This window comes from Pontibacter sp. GD7, assembly GCF_058216375.1.
Map to the genome: position 1 here is coordinate 96,519 of NZ_JBYZMP010000001.1, position 20,312 is coordinate 116,830.

18 protein-coding genes are annotated in these 20,312 nt (G+C 47.4%); 9 read left to right on the forward strand and 9 right to left on the reverse strand.

What is annotated here, in order from left to right; genetic code table 11:
• Window positions 1-9 precede the first annotated feature (9 nt).
• On the forward strand, window positions 10-666 hold the full coding sequence (locus AC4BAP_RS00425) for a 2OG-Fe(II) oxygenase (protein ID WP_490580633.1): 657 nt from the start codon (window positions 10-12) through the stop codon (window positions 664-666).
• 156 nt (window positions 667-822) lie between these two features.
• On the opposite strand, the gene AC4BAP_RS00430 is transcribed toward AC4BAP_RS00425, so the two are convergent.
• A complete protein-coding gene (locus AC4BAP_RS00430) occupies window positions 823-1,824 on the reverse strand; it encodes a sugar phosphate nucleotidyltransferase (protein ID WP_490580634.1) in 1,002 nt (333 codons plus the stop codon).
• Window positions 1,825-2,072: 248 nt separating this feature from the next.
• On the opposite strand from AC4BAP_RS00430, the gene AC4BAP_RS00435 reads away from it, so the two are divergent.
• The 3 genes from AC4BAP_RS00435 (at window position 2,073) to AC4BAP_RS00445 (ending at window position 3,955) form a co-directional block, all read left to right on the forward strand.
• On the forward strand, window positions 2,073-2,651 hold the full coding sequence (locus AC4BAP_RS00435) for a LemA family protein (RefSeq protein WP_490580635.1): 579 nt from the start codon (window positions 2,073-2,075) through the stop codon (window positions 2,649-2,651).
• Window positions 2,652-2,740: 89 nt separating this feature from the next.
• A complete protein-coding gene (locus AC4BAP_RS00440) occupies window positions 2,741-3,178 on the forward strand; it encodes a TPM domain-containing protein (RefSeq protein ID WP_490580636.1) in 438 nt (145 codons plus the stop codon).
• Between the two features lie 6 nt (window positions 3,179-3,184).
• Window positions 3,185-3,955, forward strand: a complete 771-nt coding sequence (locus AC4BAP_RS00445) for a TPM domain-containing protein (RefSeq protein ID WP_490580637.1) — start codon at window positions 3,185-3,187, stop codon at window positions 3,953-3,955.
• Between the two features lie 519 nt (window positions 3,956-4,474).
• On the opposite strand, the gene AC4BAP_RS00450 is transcribed toward AC4BAP_RS00445, so the two are convergent.
• Window positions 4,475-5,083, reverse strand: coding sequence for a hypothetical protein (locus tag AC4BAP_RS00450; protein ID WP_490580638.1), 609 nt, complete (start codon window positions 5,081-5,083; stop codon window positions 4,475-4,477).
• 246 nt (window positions 5,084-5,329) lie between these two features.
• On the opposite strand from AC4BAP_RS00450, the gene AC4BAP_RS00455 reads away from it, so the two are divergent.
• A complete protein-coding gene (locus tag AC4BAP_RS00455) occupies window positions 5,330-7,942 on the forward strand; it encodes an ATP-binding protein (protein ID WP_490580639.1) in 2,613 nt (870 codons plus the stop codon).
• Here AC4BAP_RS00455 and AC4BAP_RS00460 read toward each other — a convergent pair.
• From AC4BAP_RS00460 to AC4BAP_RS00470, 3 genes are all read right to left on the reverse strand, one after another.
• A complete protein-coding gene (locus tag AC4BAP_RS00460; RefSeq protein ID WP_490580640.1) occupies window positions 7,939-9,297 on the reverse strand; it encodes a sigma-54-dependent transcriptional regulator in 1,359 nt (452 codons plus the stop codon). The two genes, AC4BAP_RS00455 and AC4BAP_RS00460, sit on opposite strands and share 4 nt — an antisense overlap.
• A 247-nt stretch (window positions 9,298-9,544) precedes the next feature.
• Window positions 9,545-9,691, reverse strand: a complete 147-nt coding sequence (locus AC4BAP_RS00465; protein ID WP_490580641.1) for a hypothetical protein — start codon at window positions 9,689-9,691, stop codon at window positions 9,545-9,547.
• Between the two features lie 46 nt (window positions 9,692-9,737).
• A complete protein-coding gene (locus tag AC4BAP_RS00470; RefSeq protein ID WP_490580642.1) occupies window positions 9,738-10,094 on the reverse strand; it encodes a hypothetical protein in 357 nt (118 codons plus the stop codon).
• Window positions 10,095-10,393: 299 nt separating this feature from the next.
• On the opposite strand from AC4BAP_RS00470, the gene polA reads away from it, so the two are divergent.
• Window positions 10,394-13,240, forward strand: a complete 2,847-nt coding sequence (gene polA, locus AC4BAP_RS00475) for a DNA polymerase I (RefSeq protein ID WP_490580643.1) — start codon at window positions 10,394-10,396, stop codon at window positions 13,238-13,240.
• 167 nt (window positions 13,241-13,407) lie between these two features.
• On the opposite strand, the gene AC4BAP_RS00480 is transcribed toward polA, so the two are convergent.
• Together AC4BAP_RS00480 and AC4BAP_RS00485 are read right to left on the reverse strand one after the other, a co-directional pair.
• Window positions 13,408-14,844 (reverse strand): SGNH/GDSL hydrolase family protein, encoded by a 1,437-nt coding sequence (locus AC4BAP_RS00480; RefSeq protein WP_490580644.1) that lies wholly within the window; start codon window positions 14,842-14,844, stop codon window positions 13,408-13,410.
• Between the two features lie 15 nt (window positions 14,845-14,859).
• Entirely contained in the window at window positions 14,860-16,098 is a 1,239-nt protein-coding gene (locus AC4BAP_RS00485) for an OmpP1/FadL family transporter (RefSeq protein ID WP_490580645.1), read from the reverse strand.
• Between the two features lie 312 nt (window positions 16,099-16,410).
• Here AC4BAP_RS00485 and AC4BAP_RS00490 point away from each other — a divergent pair, with 312 nt between their 5' ends.
• Window positions 16,411-17,304, forward strand: a complete 894-nt coding sequence (locus AC4BAP_RS00490; protein WP_490580646.1) for an NAD(P)/FAD-dependent oxidoreductase — start codon at window positions 16,411-16,413, stop codon at window positions 17,302-17,304.
• 6 nt (window positions 17,305-17,310) lie between these two features.
• Here the strand turns inward: AC4BAP_RS00490 and AC4BAP_RS00495 are convergent, their stop codons facing one another.
• Both AC4BAP_RS00495 and AC4BAP_RS00500 read right to left on the reverse strand, forming a co-directional pair.
• Window positions 17,311-18,186: a cyanophycinase gene (locus AC4BAP_RS00495; protein WP_490580647.1), complete on the reverse strand. Its 876-nt coding sequence runs from the start codon at window positions 18,184-18,186 to the stop codon at window positions 17,311-17,313.
• A 110-nt stretch (window positions 18,187-18,296) separates the two neighbouring features.
• Complete coding sequence (locus AC4BAP_RS00500; RefSeq protein ID WP_490580648.1) at window positions 18,297-19,163, reverse strand: sterol desaturase family protein; 867 nt, start codon at window positions 19,161-19,163, stop codon at window positions 18,297-18,299.
• Between the two features lie 315 nt (window positions 19,164-19,478).
• Between AC4BAP_RS00500 and AC4BAP_RS00505 the strand changes: the two genes are divergently transcribed.
• The gene (locus AC4BAP_RS00505) at window positions 19,479-19,643 is read left to right on the forward strand and encodes a hypothetical protein (protein ID WP_490580649.1); all 165 of its coding nucleotides are present in this window, start codon (window positions 19,479-19,481) and stop codon (window positions 19,641-19,643) included.
• 53 nt (window positions 19,644-19,696) lie between these two features.
• Window positions 19,697-19,852, forward strand: coding sequence for a hypothetical protein (locus AC4BAP_RS00510; protein ID WP_490580650.1), 156 nt, complete (start codon window positions 19,697-19,699; stop codon window positions 19,850-19,852).
• The last annotated feature ends 460 nt before the right edge of the window (window positions 19,853-20,312 follow it).

Here is a 20,312-nt window from a genome sequence, read left to right on the forward strand (position 1 = left end):
CCGGAATAGATGACAGAAGAAATAGAAGACGAAAAACTGTTACAGAAGTTTGAACAGATAGCCGACAGGTTATCAGAGAAAGGCTATGCTATCATCGACAATTTTCTGGAGCCTGAGGAGGTCCGTAACTTGCTGGAAGTGCTGTTGCACCACCAGGAGCAGGGCACATTTAAGAAAGCCGGTATAGGCACCGCCGATCAGTTTACAGTAGACAAACAGGTAAGGGGTGATTTTATTCGCTGGATCGAGCCATCAGAGGCACTGCCCCCAACCCAGGTGTTCCTGGACCGCATGCACGAGGTAATGCGCTACATTAACCGCACTTGTTTTCTGGGCCTGAAAGACTTCGAGTTTCATTTTACGGTTTACCCTCCGGGGACTGTGTACCAGCGCCACCTCGACCAGTTTCAAACCAACGATCATCGCCGCCTGTCGTTTATCTGCTACCTGAACGAAGACTGGCAGCCGGAGAACGGAGGCAACCTGCGTTTATACTTGCCAAACAAGGATGGAGCCGAAGAAGAGGTGGATATACTGCCAATTGCCGGCCGCCTGGCCTGCTTCCGCGCCGACCTGATCCCGCATGAGGTGCTGGCCGCAAACCGCCCCCGCTACAGCCTCACCGGCTGGATGCTGGACCAGCTGAATGAGTTGACGTTTTTGTAAAAAAAGACGCAAGTATCAAGACACAGGACACAAGATTTTGTTGGAAAGAGCAGCTATGTATTTTTCATGAGACGACTGTAACTAGTAATCTATTATCAAGAGGGTTTAAATAGTATAGTCTTGCATCTTGATACTTGTGTCTTGAGTCCTAAAATCTTACTGCGAAAAGTTGATCTCGGTGCTGTCGCCGATGTTGAGGCTGTGGCTGAAACCCCTGAACGAAGCATCGCTGCCGATGATGGAATCGTGCATAACGGCGTGGCGCAACTCCGAGTAAGAACCGATAATGGAATTGCTAAGTATGGAGTTGGCAATGGTGGTGTTATCACCAATGGCTACGTTCGGACCAATAATGGAATTCGTGATATCGCAATCCTTGCCTATACTTACCGGTGGTATAATAATACAGCCCGGGCACTGCTCACTGTAATCTTTTGTCCGGAAATGTGACCGGTTAAGCAGCGTTGCGTTGGCGGCCAGTAAGGTGTCTTTCTTGCCGCAGTCAAACCAATGGTCTACGCTCCAGGTCACGATCTTCTCTCCATGCTTGATCATGTGCATCAGCGCGTCGGTCAGGTGATACTCGCCCTGGGTACGCTGGTCTTCGGTGATGATGTGCTCCAAAGAGGCGATCAGTTTGCCTGGGTTAACGATCTTGTACAGCCCCACCAGCGCAAAGTTAGACTTGGGGATCTTAGGCTTCTCCACCACCTTTACAATGTATTCATCAGAGCCTACCTCCGTAACACCGAACAATGAAGGTTTTGCCACTTTCTTAACGCCAAGCACCGATGTAGGTGCCTCAATAATAGGCTTCAGGTCTACGTCTACGATGGCATCACCCAGCATGATCAGCAGGCTGTCGTCGTGCTCATAGGTATGCCGGGCTATCCAGAGGGCGTGGCCCAAGCCTTCGCGCGGCTCCTGCACCACAAACTCGGCATTTATGTTTTTATACTTCTCGCGCACATACTGCTCCACTTTTTCACCGAGGTAGCCTATAATAAACACGAAGTCGGTAATACCGGCATCCAGTACCTTCTCGATGATGTGGCCAAGTATAGTATTGTCGGCAACAGGCACCAACGACTTGGGCTGCGTATGTGTGTGCGGCCTAAGCTTTGATCCAACTCCTGCAACAGGTATAACTGCTTTCATAAACTATACTTTTCATGCAATATATTGATTTTATCCCGGTTTATAAATTTATACCTGCCTGTTAACCCAATTAAATTACTGTTACCAATGTAGTTACAACACAAGTTATACTTAGGTTTAATATCTTCAGGTGTTAATTTCTTCATGTTTATAGCCCGGAACCAACACAGGTTTATTAAATTCGTACTGATATAGCTTTTCAGCACATTATTAATCGTATAGCAAAATCATACTTACTAATTAAACTCATGAAAAAACTTTTCTTTTATCTGATCGGCTTCGTTATTCTGGCATCGCAGTCATCGTGCGGCTACAACACCATGGTACAGAAAGACGAAACCGTGGAGGCAGCCTGGGCCAATGTGCAGAATGCGTATCAGCGTCGTGCCGACCTGGTTCCGAACCTTGTAAACACCGTAAAAGGCGCAGCCAACTTCGAACGCGAAACATTAACGAATGTAATAGAGGCCAGAGCAAAGGCAACCAGTGTAAACATCAGCCCCGATAACCTTACGCCGGAAAACATACAGCGCTTCCAGCAGGCACAGGGCGAATTGAGCAGCGCCTTAAGCAGATTGTTGGTTTCTGTAGAGCGTTACCCTGAGTTGAAGGCAAACCAGAACTTCCTGGAACTACAGGCCCAGCTCGAAGGCACAGAGAACCGCATTGCGGTAGAACGCCGTAAGTTTAACGAAACAGTACAGGATTACAACTCATACATCAGGTCCTTCCCGCGCAACATCGTAGCCGGCATGTTCGACTTCGACAAGAAGGGTTATTTTGAGGCTGAGGCCGGCGCACAACAGGCACCTACAGTAGAATTTTAAAATTAAATTGTTTAATGGCTTAACTGTTTAATTGCTGCTCTCATGCAGAGTTAACAATTAAACACTCCAACAATTTAACCATTCAATCTATGCCACGAGATACGATAACCTCTGCGGATGAGGAAAAGATATTAGCGGCCATACGTGAGGCCGAGCAAAACACTTCCGGGGAAATACGGGTGCACATAGAAAGCAACTGCGACAAAGATGTGCTGGACCGTGCCACAGAGGTTTTTGCCGAACTGCACATGCACCAGACAAAACTTCGCAACGGCGTTCTGTTTTATATTGCCTTAGAAGACCATCAGTTTGCGGTTTTGGGTGATGCAGGTATAAACGCCATCGTTCCGGACCATTTCTGGGAAGATATCACCGCGCATGTGATCAAGCACTTTAAGCAAAAACATTACGCCGAAGGCCTGGCTGAGGGAATTCTGATGGCTGGCGAACAGCTAAAAGCACACTTCCCTTATGACCAGAAAGGCGATGTAAACGAACTGAAAGACGACATTTCGTTCGGAGACTAAGTTATCATGAAGAAAATCTTTTTACTGCTACAGTTCTGTTTAATCAGCTTTCTGGCCCAGGCCCAGAGCAACGATTTCCCGCCAAAGCCCAACCGGCTGGTAAACGACTACGCCGATATGCTGGATGAAAGGGAAGAACAGGCGCTGGAGCAAAAACTAAGGAACTACAGCGACACCACTTCCACGCAAATTACGGTGGTGCTGATGACCTCTATCGGAGGGTACGACCCTAACCAGTATGCCGCTGAGCTCGGCGAACGCTGGGGAGTTGGCTCCGGCAAGTATGATAATGGTCTGGTTATACTTGTTGCGAAAGAGGAACGCACCGTGACGATACAAACCGGCTACGGCATGGAAGAGTATGTACCCGACGCCCTTGCCAAGCGCATTACAGAACGCACCTTAAAGCCAGCCTTTGCCCGCGGGCAGTTCTACGAAGGCTTAGACCGGGCCACCAACCTGATCATAGACCTTGCCAGTGGTGCTTACCAGGCAGACCAGGCCATGGCAACCGAAGACGAGGGTGGCGGCCCATCCATCATTTTCATTATCATCATCGTGATACTTGTGCTGATCATTTTCTCGAAGATGGGAGGCGGGGGCGGCCGTGGCGGCAGGCGTTACTCCAGAACATTCGGCGGCCCCGTGATCATACCTGGTGGCTTCGGCACGTTCCGTTCAGGCGGAGGCATGTTTGGCGGCGGAGGAGGCGGTGGCGGCTTCGGCGGTTTCGGAGGAGGCTCTTTCGGAGGTGGCGGCGCCAGCAGTAGTTGGTAAAATTGTTTACAGTGATAGACAAGAAAAACCCTGCACGTATGAAAACCTGCGGGTTTTTTTATACTTCATTTTACTGCCCAAAATTCACTGGGACAGGTTATACTTCTGTAAGCCGTTTTTTATACTTTAAACTGTACTTCCTGTTAGCAAGTAAGACGCAAAATATAGAGTCTCTATAGAGTCTAACAACGAGTAACTAACAACGAGTAACTAACAACGAATAACGAATCACTGCATCTCTACGATCGTGTAACGGTTAACCAATAATCAACAGCGAAACAATCTTCCCTATAGCCGGCAAGACGCAAAATATTGCGTCTCTACGAACGGGTAACGGCTAACTAACAATGAAGCTATTTTCAGTTTTAGTTAAGAAGTATGACCTCGCCATTGTTGGTGTTTTTCACCAACAATTAAAAGACGTTGGCTATTGTACTTGCTGGTGAAAACACGCAGCAAGGGCAGGCAGAGTAGATTTTGATAAATTCTAAACAGGCTCGACGATTAACGAACAACAAATCAAGCTCCACCTACCACACCAATCACGACTACCATATAAATAACGCTTAGCACGGCTGCACCTGCTCCAAAGCCAGCCGCTGCTGTGCCTATTTTGCGCTTTCGGGCCTGCTTCTGGAAAGCTTCCCGGTAAACAGGTTCCTTCATCAGGTGGCGGTTGGGGTTATACTCTGAATCGATGGCTGGAGGCACGGCCGAAATCACAGCGCCTGTTGCCAGGCCAGCGGCCGGATGTATGATGGTGGAGCCCATGGTGGTCCAGAACACGCCCCTTGCTTTGTAGTAATTGTTGGCATCTATCTTAGCCTGCAGCCGTAGCTGTGCCATCTCGTTTATACTTGTCTCTTCATCAGTATACATATGCACCGACACCTCTACAGGGTCAGCGGTTGCCACGAGCTTTAGCTGGGCCACTTCGCTTTTGGGTAAAGTCTTCACAGGTCCGTTCACGTCGCTGAAATAACGGTAGGCTATCGTTTCATCTCCCAGGGCTATTATTTTACCTATGATCTGCTCCCCACTTTTCTTCACGATCACATCCTGGCTATTTGCGTTATACACGAACAGCAACAGCAGCCCCCACAGAATTTTTAAAACGCGGCCAATCATAAACATAAAACTTAAAAGTGAAAAAACTATATTTTACTAACACAAGCGTAATACTAATCAGCATTAACGTATTCGGGGAATATATGGATATATATATTTAACGGAACGATAACATTAATGTTGAAAATTATACTTGACCTCGTTGATATTCGCTAAATTTCAAGGATTAGCAATTATTTTAAGCCAGAATGCGTTGTGTGTTTTTATCTTTTAGCAAGAAGAGCAGGAAAAATCCCCAATAACTAAATGAAACTTTTTGGAGATAGTATAAAAGCGAAGGTTATTACAGGCTTCGGGCTGATATTGAGCGTAGTGGCTGTGGCCGTATACTTTACCTACACCAGCTTTACCCAGCTACTAAACTCTGTAGATGAGCTTTCGCAGCCTAATACCAAACTTAACAGCCTGCATCATACTTTGGCGACCATATCGGCTGCGGAAAGCTCCATCAGGGCTTACTCCTTAACAAGCCAGGAACAGCATTTTAAATCATACTTAAGCCACCTCGACACCATAGAGAGTCAGCTGAATACACTACGGACTCTGATGCAGGCCAATAAGCCGGATGTGGCCCAGATAGATTCCATTTCTGCTCTGCTGAAGGCCAAACAGCGCAGCATGCAGCGCTATGTGGCGTTAAAGAGGGAACAGCAAAAGCTAAACCCGTCCGATAAGGCGCTGCGCCAGATCGCCTCGGCAGCCGAAGCAAAGCCGCTGGCCACTACCATAAAGCAACATACCACCACTACCATTTCCGACAGGCTGAAACCCGAGCCTGCAGACCAGGCAAGCCCAAACGAGGAAACCGGGGACAATAAAAAAGGCTTTCTGAACAAACTGTTTTCCAAAAAAGAAAAAGCCACGCAGCCAACCACTACCCCGCCGCAGGTAATCGTACCCGAGATCAATGTTACCCGCGAGGTAAAGGTAGATACCAATAAAGTGGTGGCACCGGTTGCGCAACTGGCAAAAGTGCGCCGTATCCTTAAAAACGTAAAGCGCGAGTCGGAGCAGACGGAAGCTATGCTTAAAGCAGAAGAGCTTGCCCTGTTGCAGCAAGACAAGCAGATCATGGACCAGATCCGGACCATGATGTACGCCCTGGAAAAGCACGAGAAAGAACTATCGGAGCAAAACTCGGTAAAGGCCCGCAAAGAAGCCAAAGAGACATCTACTATACTTTTGCTCGTGGGTATAGTAGGTTTGGGAAGTGGAGTAGCATTTATCCTGCTAATACTACGTGATATTACCCGAAGCAACAACTATAAATCCAGCCTGGTGCGGGCACAGAAGGAAGCCGTGCAACTTGCCCGGGCAAAGGAGGCTTTTGTGGCCAACATGAGCCATGAAATGCGCACGCCACTAAACGTTATACTTGGCTTCACCGAGCAAATGCAACATGCCCCACTTGAGGAGCAGCAACAGGAGCACGTACAAGCCATTAACAGTGCAGGGCAGCACCTGCTACATGTTGTAAACGATGTGCTGGACCTGTCTAAACTGGAGGCAGGCAAACTTAACCTGAACCCCGGGCCGTTTAGCTTGCAACAACTTGTTACAGAGTTAAAGCAGGCTTTTACCCTGAAGGCTGCCGCAAAGGATATCAGATTTGCATGCACTGTGTCCGATAGTATGCCGGATGCCCTGCAAGGCGATGCACTGCGTATAAAACAGGTGCTGTTTAACCTGATTGATAACGCCATTAAATTCACGCATGAGGGACAGGTACAGGTAAGTATCGATTTAAAAAGCCAGCGTCGAAACCGTATCACCACCTCCATTACCGTCAGCGATACTGGCATTGGCATCCCGAAAGATCGGCTACAGTATGTTTTTGAAGAATTTCACCAGGCTGACGACTCCATCCTCCGGAAGTATGGGGGCACAGGGCTGGGGCTTTCAATCAGCAAAAAACTGGTGGAAATGCAGGGAGGCACCTTAACCGTGGCCAGCGAACCGGGCAAAGGCACCACGTTTGCCATCGTATTATCTCTGGTAGTTTCAAAGCAACACGTAACCAAAACATCTGACATTAAACCGGCAACAAGTTCGTTCGAGGGCTATTCGGCCCTGGTGATAGACGACGACGCCTATAGCAGAACGTTGGCTGAACTTATACTTGGCAGATGGGGCATGCAGGTATACTTAGCAAATGATGGGCAGGAGGTCCTTGATCTGGTGAAGAAGCAGAAGTTTGATGTAGTACTGACTGACCTGCAACTGCCCGGTGTAAGTGGCAAAACTGTATCCAGGGCCATCCGGAAACACGACAAGCAGGTACCTATACTTGCACTTTCAGCCAATATTCTCAGCAACGACCCCGATTTCTTTAAAGGCTCTGCCATTACAGGCCATTTGCTTAAGCCTTACAAGGAAGAGGAAATGTATCAATTGCTCGCCTCAGTTCTGGCAATCACGCCACCTGCCTCAGGAGTACAGGCAACTAATTGTAGCACAGCTCGCCCCGACCATCCATTGCAGTTATATAGTATAGAAGATGTCAGGCTTTTTACCGGGGACGATACCCAAATGCTGCTTATGGTGCTGGACCTACTAGTGCAGGAGCACGAGCAAAACCTGGAGCAGCTAAAAGTATATGCCCTTGATTTGGAGTGGGATAAGGCAGGCTCTGTTGCCCACAAAATGATTACCGGATTTAAGCAACTGAAAGCAGATACTGTGATACCGCACCTGGCCATATTGGAGGATGCCCTTCATTTACCAGAAGTAGACGATAACGCTTTAACGGAAGCCGCCACCTTAACAGAAGCAAACGCACTTCGAGTTCTGGGCGCATTAAAGCAGGAAGTGGAACGTATAAAACAGCAAACTAGCCAGACTGTTGAAAACACGGTTTAGGCATCTATATTATACTGCTTAAGCTTATTGTAAAGGGTTTTCCTGTCTATATTGAGCAGACGCGCCGCCTTGGACTTATTGTACCTTACCTTTTCCAGTGTGCTTACAATCAACTCACGCTCAGTGCGCTCATTTATACTTTTAAGGTTGGTTTCGGCTGCCACATCGGTCGCTGCTGTACCCACATTTGCACTCACAGGTTCAGGCTTATAGTTTACAACCTCTGGTGGCAGCACCTGTATGGTAATCAAATCGCCTTTTGTAAGTAGCACGGCACGCTTTACCACGTTCTTAAGCTCCCGCAGGTTACCGGGCCACCTGTAATGCAGCATCACGTCCTCAGCGGCGGCATCAAAGCCTTTCACCTGTCGTTCCAGTTCCTGGTTGGCCTGCTTCAGGAAATGCTTCGCAAACAGCAACACATCCCCGTTTCGGTTGCGCAAAGGCGGAATGTTGATTTTAAACTCGTTCAGGCGGTGGTACAGGTCCTCTCTGAATTGCCCGGCACTGATAGCCTGCGCCAGGTCTTCGTTGGTAGCGGCTATGATACGCACGTCTACCTCCAGGTCGGTGGTACTGCCCAGCTTCCGGATCTTCCGCTCTTGCAGGGCACGCAGCAGCTTTACTTGTACCTCATAGGACAGGTTGCCTATCTCATCCAGAAACAGGGTGCCACCTTCGGCTGCTTCAAACTGCCCCTTCTTATCATTTAATGCACCGGTAAATGCGCCTTTCACATAGCCAAAAAGCTCACTTCCGGCCAGTTCCCTCGAGAGGGTACCGCAGTCTATGGCAACAAATGATTTGTGGCTGCGCTTGCTGTTCTCATGTATGGTCCTGGCCACGTACTCTTTCCCGGTCCCGCTTTCCCCTTCTATGATCACCGAAAGGTTTGTAGGGGCCACCAATTGTATAAACTCATCTATCTGCTCGGCTTCGGGGCTTTTCCCGTGCACAAAAGCGGCATTCGCCGATGGCTGTTGTACGGGCTGCGCCTCCTTTTTTAAAGCACTCTGAACCAGCAACAATGTCTCGTCGGGGTTTATGGGTTTGGTAAGATACTCCAGCGCACCCATTTTGATCGCCCTCACAGCCGTCTGGATATCGGCGTAGGTGGTCATGAGTATAACAGGCAGCTCCGAGGAAACGGCTTTGATCTGCATAAGTAATTCCAGACCGTTTTTATCGGGCAGCCTGAAGTCGGTAAGTATGAGGTCCGGGGAAAAAGATCTCAGTAACCGCAACCCGTCGCTGGCTGTAAATGCAGTCTCCACTTCATACTGGTGCCTTTGCAAAAAGGCTTTCAGCATCAAGCTAAAGGCTGGGTCATCGTCTATCAGAAGTATTTTGTGCATAGGGCTGGCAACTGTTCCAACTAGGTTTGGGAACAGGCTAGACTGTAACGGCTAAAACCACCCTATTGTTCGTGATTTTGAGGATTTGGGTTGCAGAACCTTACGCTTAAGGCCTAAAAAAGAAAAAGCCCCCGCGCCAACGGAAGCTTCCCCTTTAAAACTTATATATGAATGGCATCAGCCACTTCACTGGCTTCTTTAATGAAACGGGTACCAGCAATTAACAGTACCTGTTTGTTTTAAAGAATCATATGGTTTGCCAGTTTACCAGATCGCTGCATTTGCAGCAGACCTTTAAAGTATAACCTGGCGGTGCGTTGGGCTTTGCCGTACGCTGCAGCGGGGTTCCGCCATTTAATGCAGTCGTAGCAGCTAAAACACTTTTTCTTGTCATAAATTGGTTAGTTAATGCGTTTAACGTTGTTTAAACTGAGATAAATTTATCTTTTACCTGTAACCGCGTTTCCGTTCTTATAGAAACGAGCCACTGATTTTTTCTTTTCTTCGTTTGTCAAGTACACTTCGTACACTGGCTTTGGGTCTGGCTGCTGCACTGTGCCCCTTACCAGGTATACTTCACTGATGTTCCAATGCTTCAGGTCCTGGTGCTTAAGTGCCTTTTTAACGGCTTTCGGCAATTCATTTACCGCAATCTGCTCTTTGCCTGCTTCAGCGGGCATGCCCTGCAGCACACCTTCCGGCAACTGCGAAGAGGCAGCATAAGGAGCCTGCGCACTAGCAGAAGTATAAATCCCCGCAACTATCAGCAACACTGCAAAAGCAAATATCTTATTCATGAACCTGTTTAGCTTGTAATTGTACTTCCTCCATAAAGCATAATCGTGCCAAAAAAGTTCAGACCAGCCAACTTGCTTTAAATAAGACAATTACAGCATAAGGATATACTAACAGGCAGCCTGTCAGATTTAAAAAACTGTAGAATTTTTCCACAGTTTGTAGCATTCGGCCACACTGTGTTGTTAATACACAGGCAGATAAGTGTAACACAAGTATGATTTAAAACTTATTTGCCGGTACTGTAGCAGCTTATACTTCAAAGAGCAAAACACTGCCCAAAAATGACTAAATTAGCCCCATGAGTGAACCACGTAAGAAACTGTTTTTGCTAGATGCTCTGGCACTGATATACCGCGCACACTTTGCTTTCAGCAAGAACCCGCGCATAAATTCCAAAGGCATGAACACAGGCGCCGCCCTGGGTTTTACCAACACACTGGTAGAGGTACTGCAAAAAGAAAAGCCAACACACATTGGGGTAGCTTTTGATTCGGCGGCCAAAACTTTCAGGCACGATAACTTTGCCGACTACAAGGCTAACCGCCAGGCACAGCCCGAAGACATCTCCATTGCCATACCTTACTGCAAGAAGATCGTGGAGGCTTTCAATATTCCGGTGCTGATCATGGATGGGTACGAAGCCGACGATATAATAGGCACCATTGCCTGCAAGGCCGAAAAAGAAGGCTTTGATGTGTACATGATGACTCCGGACAAGGACTATTGCCAGCTGGTAACCGATCATATCTTCCTGTACAAGCCTGCGTTTATGGGCAATGCCATTGAAGTATGGGACGTGCAGAAAGTGCTGGACAAATGGGAGATAGAGCGCGTGGAGCAGGTAATAGACATACTTGGCCTGCAGGGTGACGCCGTGGACAACATTCCGGGCATACCGGGCATCGGCGAGAAAACTGCCAAGGCCTTGATTCAGCGCTTTGGCTCTGTGGAGAACCTGATCGCCAACACTGACCAGCTAAAAGGCAAGCAGAAAGAGAACGTAGAGAACTTTGCCGACCAGGGACTAATGTCCAAAGAGCTTGCCACCATACACCGCGATGTGCCTATCTCCTTTAGTGCCGAGGCACTGCATTACGATGGACCGAACGAGGAACGTGTGACAGAGCTTTTCACTGAGTTGGAGTTCAGGCAGCTAACGCAACGCGTGTTGGGGCAGAGCCTGGGTTCTGCAGCTACCAGTACTGCCACAAAGCCCGCCGCACGTAAATCAAGAGGTGCAACATCAGCACAGACCTCGCTTTTCGACGCTGTGGCAACGCACACTGAGGAGGCTGTCGCAGAAGAGGCTGCGCCTGTTGCCATGCGTAGCTTTAAAACAACCCGGCAAGACTACCACCTCATTGACACCCCGGAATTACGCCAAAACCTGATCAGTTTCCTGCTGAAACAGGAAGAAATATCTTTCGACACGGAAACGACGGGCATAGACCCGATCACGGCAGCCTTGGTAGGCATGTCGTTCTGCTACCGCCCCGGCGAAGCATACTACGTACCCGTGCCGCATGATAACCCGGAGGAGGCACAGCGCATCGTGGATGAATTTAAAGATGTGTTGGAAAACCCTGCCATTGCCAAGATCGGTCAGAATATAAAGTATGACATTCTGGTAATGAAGAACTACCAGTTGGAGGTAAAAGGGTCATTGTTCGACACCATGCTGGCGCATTACCTGTTGGAGCCGGAGATGCGCCACAACATGGACGTACTTGCCGAAACTTACCTCAACTATAGCCCTATTCCTATCACAGACCTGATCGGGCCGAAAGGAAAAGGACAAAAGAACATGGCTGACCTTGATCCTGCGGAAGTAAAAGACTATGCCTGTGAGGATGCTGACGTAACGCTTCAGCTTAAATTATACTTTGAGCCGCTGCTGAAGGAGCAAGGGCTCATGAAACTTTTCAACGATATCGAAAATCCGCTGGTGCAGGTGCTGGCAGATATTGAGAAGGAAGGTATAAGTATAGATTCTGATGCGCTGGCTGATATTTCTCAGCAACTGGAGGCAGAGATCATTACAATAGAAAAACGCATTTTTGAGATTGCCGGCGAGCAGTTTAACATCGGCTCCCCGAAACAGCTTGGAGAGATCCTGTTTGATAAGCTGCAACTGCACGGCAAGGCCAAGATCAAAAAAACCAAGACCGGGCAGTACGCCACCGGCGAAGAAATACTCACCAAAATGGCCGGCGAGCATGAAATCGTACGCCTGATCCTGGATCACCGCCAGCTCACCAAGTTAAAATCGACTTACGTGGACGCCTTGCCGCAACTGGTTTGCGAACTCGACGGACGTGTGCATACTTCCTTTAACCAGGCCGTAACCGCTACTGGCCGCTTAAGCTCTACAAACCCTAACCTGCAGAACATACCGATAAGAACGGAAAGAGGACGGGAGATACGCAAGGCTTTTGTGCCACGCAACAACAAGCACCTAATTATCTCTGCTGACTATTCCCAGATCGAACTGCGCATCATGGCGGATTTCAGCGGAGACCCTACCATGAAAGAGGCCTTTAAAAATGGCCTTGATGTGCACGCCTCCACAGCCAGTAAGGTTTTTAATGTGCCCCTGGACAAAGTGGATGGCGAGATGCGACGCAAAGCCAAAATGGTAAACTTTGGCATCATCTACGGCATCTCGGCATTTGGCCTGGCAGAGCGCCTGGGAATCCCGCGCCGTGAGGCTGCCGATATCATAGAGGCTTACTTTCAGGAGTTTCCGGCTATCAAAGAATTTATGGACAGTGCCATAGAAAAAGCCCGCGAACTCGAGTATACAGAAACATTGCTGGGCCGCCGCCGCTACCTCCGCGACATTAACTCACGCAACCAGACTGTGCGAGCTTTTGCTGAGCGCAACGCCATCAATGCACCAATACAAGGCACTGCCGCTGATATCATTAAAATTGCCATGATCAACATTCACGAGTACCTGAAGCAGGAAAACCTGAAAACACGGATGATACTACAGGTGCACGACGAATTACTTTTTGACGCGCCTAAAGAGGAAGTGGAGATCGTGACGCCAAAGATCGTGGAACTGATGACCAATGCCTTGAAACTTAGCGTACCGATGGAGGTAGGCCTGGGCGTAGGCGAAAACTGGCTGGAGGCACACTAAAATTTATCAAGCAGATTATCATTAAACAAAAGCGGCACCTGATTATGGTGCCGCTTTTGTTTATACTATACAGCCCTTTGTAATTTCTAATTATCTCCCATAGCCATGAAGGCATAAAAAAAGCACCCCCTGAATGGAGGTGCTTTACTTATACTTTAAACTTTTTATTAAGGAAGAAGAACAGCTCTGTATTGTGTAATATCGGTTTGAGGTACCGAAGAATTATACTTTGCATTAATCGCCTTGATCACCTCATTGGCAATAATTGCATACCCGCGTGGTGTTGGGTGCACCCCATCAAGCGAGAACAGGTTACCTGTGATAAACGCAGGAGAATACGCCACACCATCTCTCATAAATCCGTTGCTGATAGATCTGAAGAATGAGAAAGCGTCAAAGAAGGCAAGGCCTTTTGCGTCAGCCTGCGACTTGATATGGTTGTTAAATGCAGTGATTGTGCTTAAAACCTCTGTTTTTTCTGCAGTATCTAAAAGCAATGCGCTAGGCCATGGGTTCTGGGCTGTAAAACCAAAAGCTTTCGTAGTGTCAATGCTGTAGTTTGTTAGCATCTGCGCCAAAAAGCCTTTTACCACCAACGGGTTAGGATCAGGGCTAAGTTGTCTGGCAAGATCTCTCCAGTACTTGCCTGTCGGGGCACCAAGAAGAGGAGCATAAGACGAGCCTGTTAAAGTAAAGAACACGCCATTTTCTGCCGCATTGATCTGAGCAGTAGCAAATTGTACACGTGTACTTCCACTTCCTGTTAATGCAACCATGCCTGGTATGTTGTTAGCAGTAAGCGTTTGCTTAACAGATGGGCCAACTGTTGTAAAGAAAGGTATTGACGTTACGTCTGGAATATTGATCAGAACACCTTTAGCACCGCTTGCAGTTAAGGCATTTAACAGCTCATTATAATTCTGAGTAAACGTATTCACTGGTGTAATTGCATATGCAGATGAGTTTAGCATACCACCTGAGAATGCACCACCTGATGTAGCGTATGCCAGTACATCGTTCTCTGCCATCCAGTTCGTGAAGAATGTGAAGTTGCTAGCCTGCGCCTGCTGCTTCACATAATCAAGGTAAGTTAGTCCAGTATTATCTACAAGGCGCTCATAGAAAGCATTGCCTTGCGAGCTTCCATATCCAACAGTTTTAATGTCTGCTACCTTAATGCCTGGGATAGCAAGGTTCTGGTTCTTGCCTGTAAACTTGGTGTAAAGTGTAGGGTTAACACTTCTGATGGCCAACATGTCTGTAACTGGCAACAGGATAGGAGAACCCTGTGCTGTAAAACCTGCCAGACGCAGATAACCCGAACCGTTTTTCTGAGCTTCCGAGAAAAGTGGCTGGATAAACTCTCCGCCTCCTACTTCTTTAAACTGGTCTGCAAGTATAGCCGGGAAGGAGTTTAGCTGTCCTTCGCGGTACAAACCGTTATCCTGGTAACCTGCAGAAAGTGAGTTACCCACTGCGATGTACGAGGAGAAATTAGCCTGACCTGCCGATGGATCTGGTGCATCTATCTCAGGATCGCAGCTCGTTAATAGAAAACCGGCAGCAACCGCCAGCAAACTGGATTTATAAAATAAGTTTTTCATGACTGTTTCGGGAAATTAAAATTTGTAATTCAGGGCAATACCAGGAATATAAGCTGTTGACTTAAAGGTTCCGGCTACACCTCTTGACAACTCAGCCGAATCTGTTCTCTTTTTCTTGTTAATGTATAAGAAAGATGCATCTACACTGAAGTTATCTGTAAGTGCGTAACCAACACCCGCAGAAAGACCACGAGAGTCGGCGTCCGGCGTCTCTGGTGTCAGGTAACCATCTTGTACCGGTGTCTGGTCATAGTAGGCGCCACCACGAAGGGCAAGCTTCTCATTCATCTGGTATTCTGCACCAACACGGAAAATGAAAGCATCATCGTAGTTTCTAGGGCTCACAGAAACACCTGAGCCAGCCACAGGCTTTGTAAAATCGAAACGCAGCGCCTCATAAGCACTCCAGTCTACGTGGCTAACATCGGCAGCAAGCGTTAACTGCTCGTTTACTTTATAGCCAATACCTAACGTTAGGGTAGCCGGCAAAGGCAACTGTGCCGAAAAGTTAGTGCCGCTTGGGAAGTTAGCTCTGGCAGCAGCAGGTATATCCGTGAAGATCACATCGCCACCTTCTACCTCAAGCTCAATTTTAGAACGGTAGTCTATACCAATAGAAAGTTTCTCTGTTGCCTGGTAGAAAGCACCGATATTAACGCCAAAGCCTGTCTTAGCCTCGCCATCTAGTTCGATGCCGCCTTCAACACCATTTTGGTTCTGTACAGGTAGCACACGCTGCAGGTTAACCGCGCCGGTAGCCACCACAAAGCCTAAACCAAAACCAAACTTATCACCAATCTTATAGCTTACCGTTGGCTGGAAGAAGATCGCCTTCAGGTCAATTTCATTTAAAGCGAAACGTCCTGCCCACTGGTCGCCCCATTTTACACCGCTACCGAAAGGAGTATAAACCCCAAGGCCAACAGTTAACATGTCATCTACCTTGTAAGCGGCATACACCTGGAACGGAGTTCCAAAATCGTTGTCAGCCTCTGCAGTAACATTGGTTGGCTCAGTAGCTCTGAAAGCAATATGAGAACTAATGGCGCTTGCACCTATTGTTACTCCGTTTTCGCGGATATGGCTAAGGGCGCCAGGGTTAAAGAAAATGCTGGAAGTACCGGTTTGCAAACCTGTTCCAGTGTGGCCCATACCAATCTGCCGCTGGCTTGCCAGGTTAACCTGGAAACCACCTGCCATCGCTGAACCGGACAGTAAAGCACTGCCTACTAAGGCTAGTAATTTATTTCTCATGTTACTCTATAATTTGTTGAAGGGTGTTAGTACGTCTAAAACAAATATATTAATTATTTGTCTGCAACATAACGATCGTGTGTTCTTTTTTCAAATATTTTTCAAAATGGGTCGAAAAACAGAAAAACCCTTTGTAAACCCCGATTTGGCAGGTACTGCTATCAAATCTACGCATGTGTGCAGAAAGTATGGGACAAGACCTGTGCAATAATAGCCGGCATACTTCTATGCAAAGCTGTGCAATTTTTTTATGCTGTGCGGCTATCCTATTCCTGTTAAGCTACGTTATCATATCCTTAAAAGAGAAACACCATGTATGATGTATTGATAATAGGAGGTGGCCCTGCCGGATTAAGCGCTGCGATGATCCTGGGGAGGTCCAGGAGAAAGGTGGCAGTGTTTGACAGCGGGGAACCCCGGAACCGCTGGGCCCAGAACATGAACGGCTTCTTAGGCAGCGATGGCATAAACCCCAGGGACTTTATTAAGAAAGGGAGAGGAGAGCTGGTCAAGTATAATGTTGAGATGATAGACCTGGAAGTTGAGGCGGCCACCTACAGTAAAGGAGAGTATATTCTTACTGATAGCAATGGCAAAGTATACCACTCAAAAAAATTACTGCTGGCAACAGGCCTGAAAGATATACTTCCGGAAATTGACGATGTAGAAGAATACTATGGGATAAGCATACACCATTGCCCATACTGCGATGGTTGGGAAAGCCGCGACAAGGCCATAGCCGTGTACGGCAAAGGCCTGGATGGCATAGGGCAGGCGCTTGGCATGAAAAACTGGAGCGAGCGCGTAACCCTTTACACCGACGGTACCAACGAACTGAGAACCGAGGACCTGGAACTGCTGAAGAAAAACAAAGTGGCGCACGTTACCAGCAAAATTGAGCGATTGGAAGGAAAAAACGGCCAACTGGAGTTTATCGTGACTGCCGACGGCAAGAAACACCCGCAGGAGGTCATGTTCTTTTCAACGGGAACTGAACAGAAGTCTGAACTAGGCAAGCACCTGGGCTGTGAGTTTACCACGGATGGCGTAATAAAGACACACCGGCTGCAAAAATCCAATATTCCGGGGCTTTACGTGGCCGGCGACGCTGCCCGCGACGTGCAAATGGTAATTGTGGCGGCCGCAGAAGGCGCAAAGGCCGCCATCGCCATAAACATGGAGCTGCAGCATGAGGAAAGGAAATAGCAGACGCTAAATAGCCCCGGCCGCTGAACTGCCAATAATCCTGTGTAGTTCGGAGGCCGCATCTAGCACACCTAACGTGGCCGGCTTCGGAACAGGCTGGAAGAGGTGCTCTTTCAGGCAATAACGGTAACCGTTAACTAGCAGGTGCATCTTAAGATTCTGAACTGCGATCGGCTCATTCTCTTCTGCTTCATGCACATTGGAGAACTGAACCTGGCTGGCATCGATAATGGTAACCACGCCCGGGCCGAATACTTCCACCTGGTTCCCTTTTTTGATGATGATACCGGTCTCTTCGCTCAATCCAATTCCTATATAATCAGGGTCGTGGGCAACGGCATGGGCAAGGCGGCCAAAGCGGCCACGCTCCGCAAAGTGCGTATCAATGTATACTTTCTTTATAAAGGAGCAACCTGTGGTTGTTTTCATTTCTCCTTTTATCAGGGAGTAGTGCCCATACCCGTCATAGATCATCTTATCAGACATTATGGCGGCGCCGGCACTGGTGCCGGCCACTATGATCTCTTCTTCACGGTATCTTCTGTGTAGCACATCCAGGAGCTCAGAGCCATTTATAAAGCTTGCCAGCCGCACCTGGTCGCCACCGGTAAAAAAGATCACATCAGCCTGCCGGATACGTTTCAGGTTTTTATCCGTATCGGCTTCGTGCTTCTCATCGATGCGCATGAACCGAACGTTATGGCAACCCAACTCCTCAAACGCCTCTTTATAAGCCTGCCCTGCTTCTGCCACTTCAGTGGCTGCTGTCGCGATCACTTCTATTTTAGAGGTACGGCTGCAGATCTTGGAATGAATCAGTTTGATCAAACCGTCGTCGTCTCCACCTCCAAGGGCAATAAGTTTTCCTTTGACTTCTTCCATGTGCTGGTTTACTATAAAATTGGTCTGTTATACTTTAATTTATAACAGCAGGTTGACAAAAGAACACCTAAAGTACGGCCTGTGTTTTTAAAGTATAGAAATATATAAGATCAAGGCAATAACTCTGTCCTTTCCCTGCTCTCTTCCCTGCCTGGTATCTGGCCGTTGGGCAATTGCCACGACCTTTGTTTCCTGAAAGGCATTAATAGTAAGCCCATGGGTGTCTGCTCCGCTGGATCACGATAAGAAGGCACCCCTATCACAAGGTCTTCCTGACGTGCATTTAAGCGAAGGGTACGATGCAGCCTGTCCCAGCAGGAAAGTATAACAGCGTAGTTACTATCTGTTTCGCTTTTAACAACAGAGTGGTGGATGCCATGCATACGCGGTGTAACGACAAAGCGACACAGCCTTTTCTCAAATGCGAAAGGTAAACGCAGGTTACTATGATGAAAGGCAGTACAGCCTTCAAACACAACTTCATAGAGTAGCACAAGCGGAGCAGGCACCCCTATAATGGCAACTGCCATACTTCTGTAAGGAACGGAAGCGATGTTCTCACCCGCATGGAATCGCCACGCCGTACTCAGGTCAAGGTCCATATCGGTGTGGTGCACATTATGGAAGCGCCACAGCAAAGGCACTTTGTGCAGTATAACATGCCACAGGTAGTTAGAGTAATCAAGCAAGGCAAAGCCCAGCGCATACTTAAGCATACCCGGCACTTTAAACCACTGTAGCACACCGAACCGTTTCCGGTTAGCAAAGCGGGCTGCTGCATACATGGCAGGCAGCAAGGCAAAACGCAGGGCAGGCAACGCTGTCAGGGCCACACTCCCATTCTCCATAAAACGCTCTTCCAGAACTCGCACGCGTCGCCTTAACGGACGCCTTAACTGCCATACAAAAAGCGTTATTACGGTAGCGCCAAGCAGCGGAACGCCAATTTTATCAAATTTTGGAAATAGGACTTTCATGCTTCGTGCTACACCCACACCAAAACATAAGTTACAATAAATTAGATAGTTATATAAATATATTTCTACCTCATAACATAAAATGTTCGATACCGAACAAATTCTGTCCGATGCCGGACACAACCATACTTTCACGGGTATCGTTACATTATTACAACAAACTGTAAATCAGAACTTTACCACAATTGGCACGCTAAATGTAATCTTCAAATCAGAATTAGTAAATAAAATAGCACACCGAAGCAACCTTTACCTTCAAGCTGCTATCTATTAATTCAAAAGACATTAATTATCAAACCATTAAATCTTACTACTATGAAAATTATCATTCTTCTTTTCGCCTTCGTATTCGGTTTCGGTGTTAGCGTTAAAAAGCAAGCCGACGACATTAAGGATCTTAAAACAAGAGCCGAAGTTAACGAGTACAAAACTTACCCTAACCTGTTGCCTGTAGTAGAAATTGTTGCTGACCGCAGCTAATAAACGCATCAAGTATAACAGGCTCGCTTTTTAGCCAAAAGCCAACAGAAACTATGAAAATCATATTGCTGCTTTGCTTTATTATAGGTGCATTTTGTTTTGCAGCGAAAGACGCCCTTGATGCCAGAACAACACCATATGCACAAAAAGATCAGGGGCGTACTATTTCGTTGAATTTCGAACCTGCCGCTGGTGCCCAGCATGTATAGCATACAGCACCTGTACACCAGTGGCAAAAAAAAATTTGGAACCACGCCGCCATAACAACGGATGCAATGTTACAAATCCACATCAAAACGCAGCGCATAAAGTGCCTTAAAAGCCTCTTATGCACGTTTAGCGGTTAAAACCAGGTCTAAAACCTATAAAACCGGATGTTACAAAAGCACCTAAAAGGGACTTTTATTGTACACTCTGAGGTATTACATTTGTAACGAAACCAGAACAGTTATCCTTTTCGTGGCAAGCAGGTACTACTTTACTTTGGTTGCCAAGGGTAATTTTAGGATGGCTGGCATTGAGTGATAGTAGCCGCATGGGCTTTGTCTGCGATGCATGGGGTTTTAACAGAAATTGCTTAACTAACGATACAGGAACAGAACAAACATTACCTAACAACTAGCTTTTATTTATTTAGCGCTGCTTTACAAAGGTTAGTTAATATTGTTG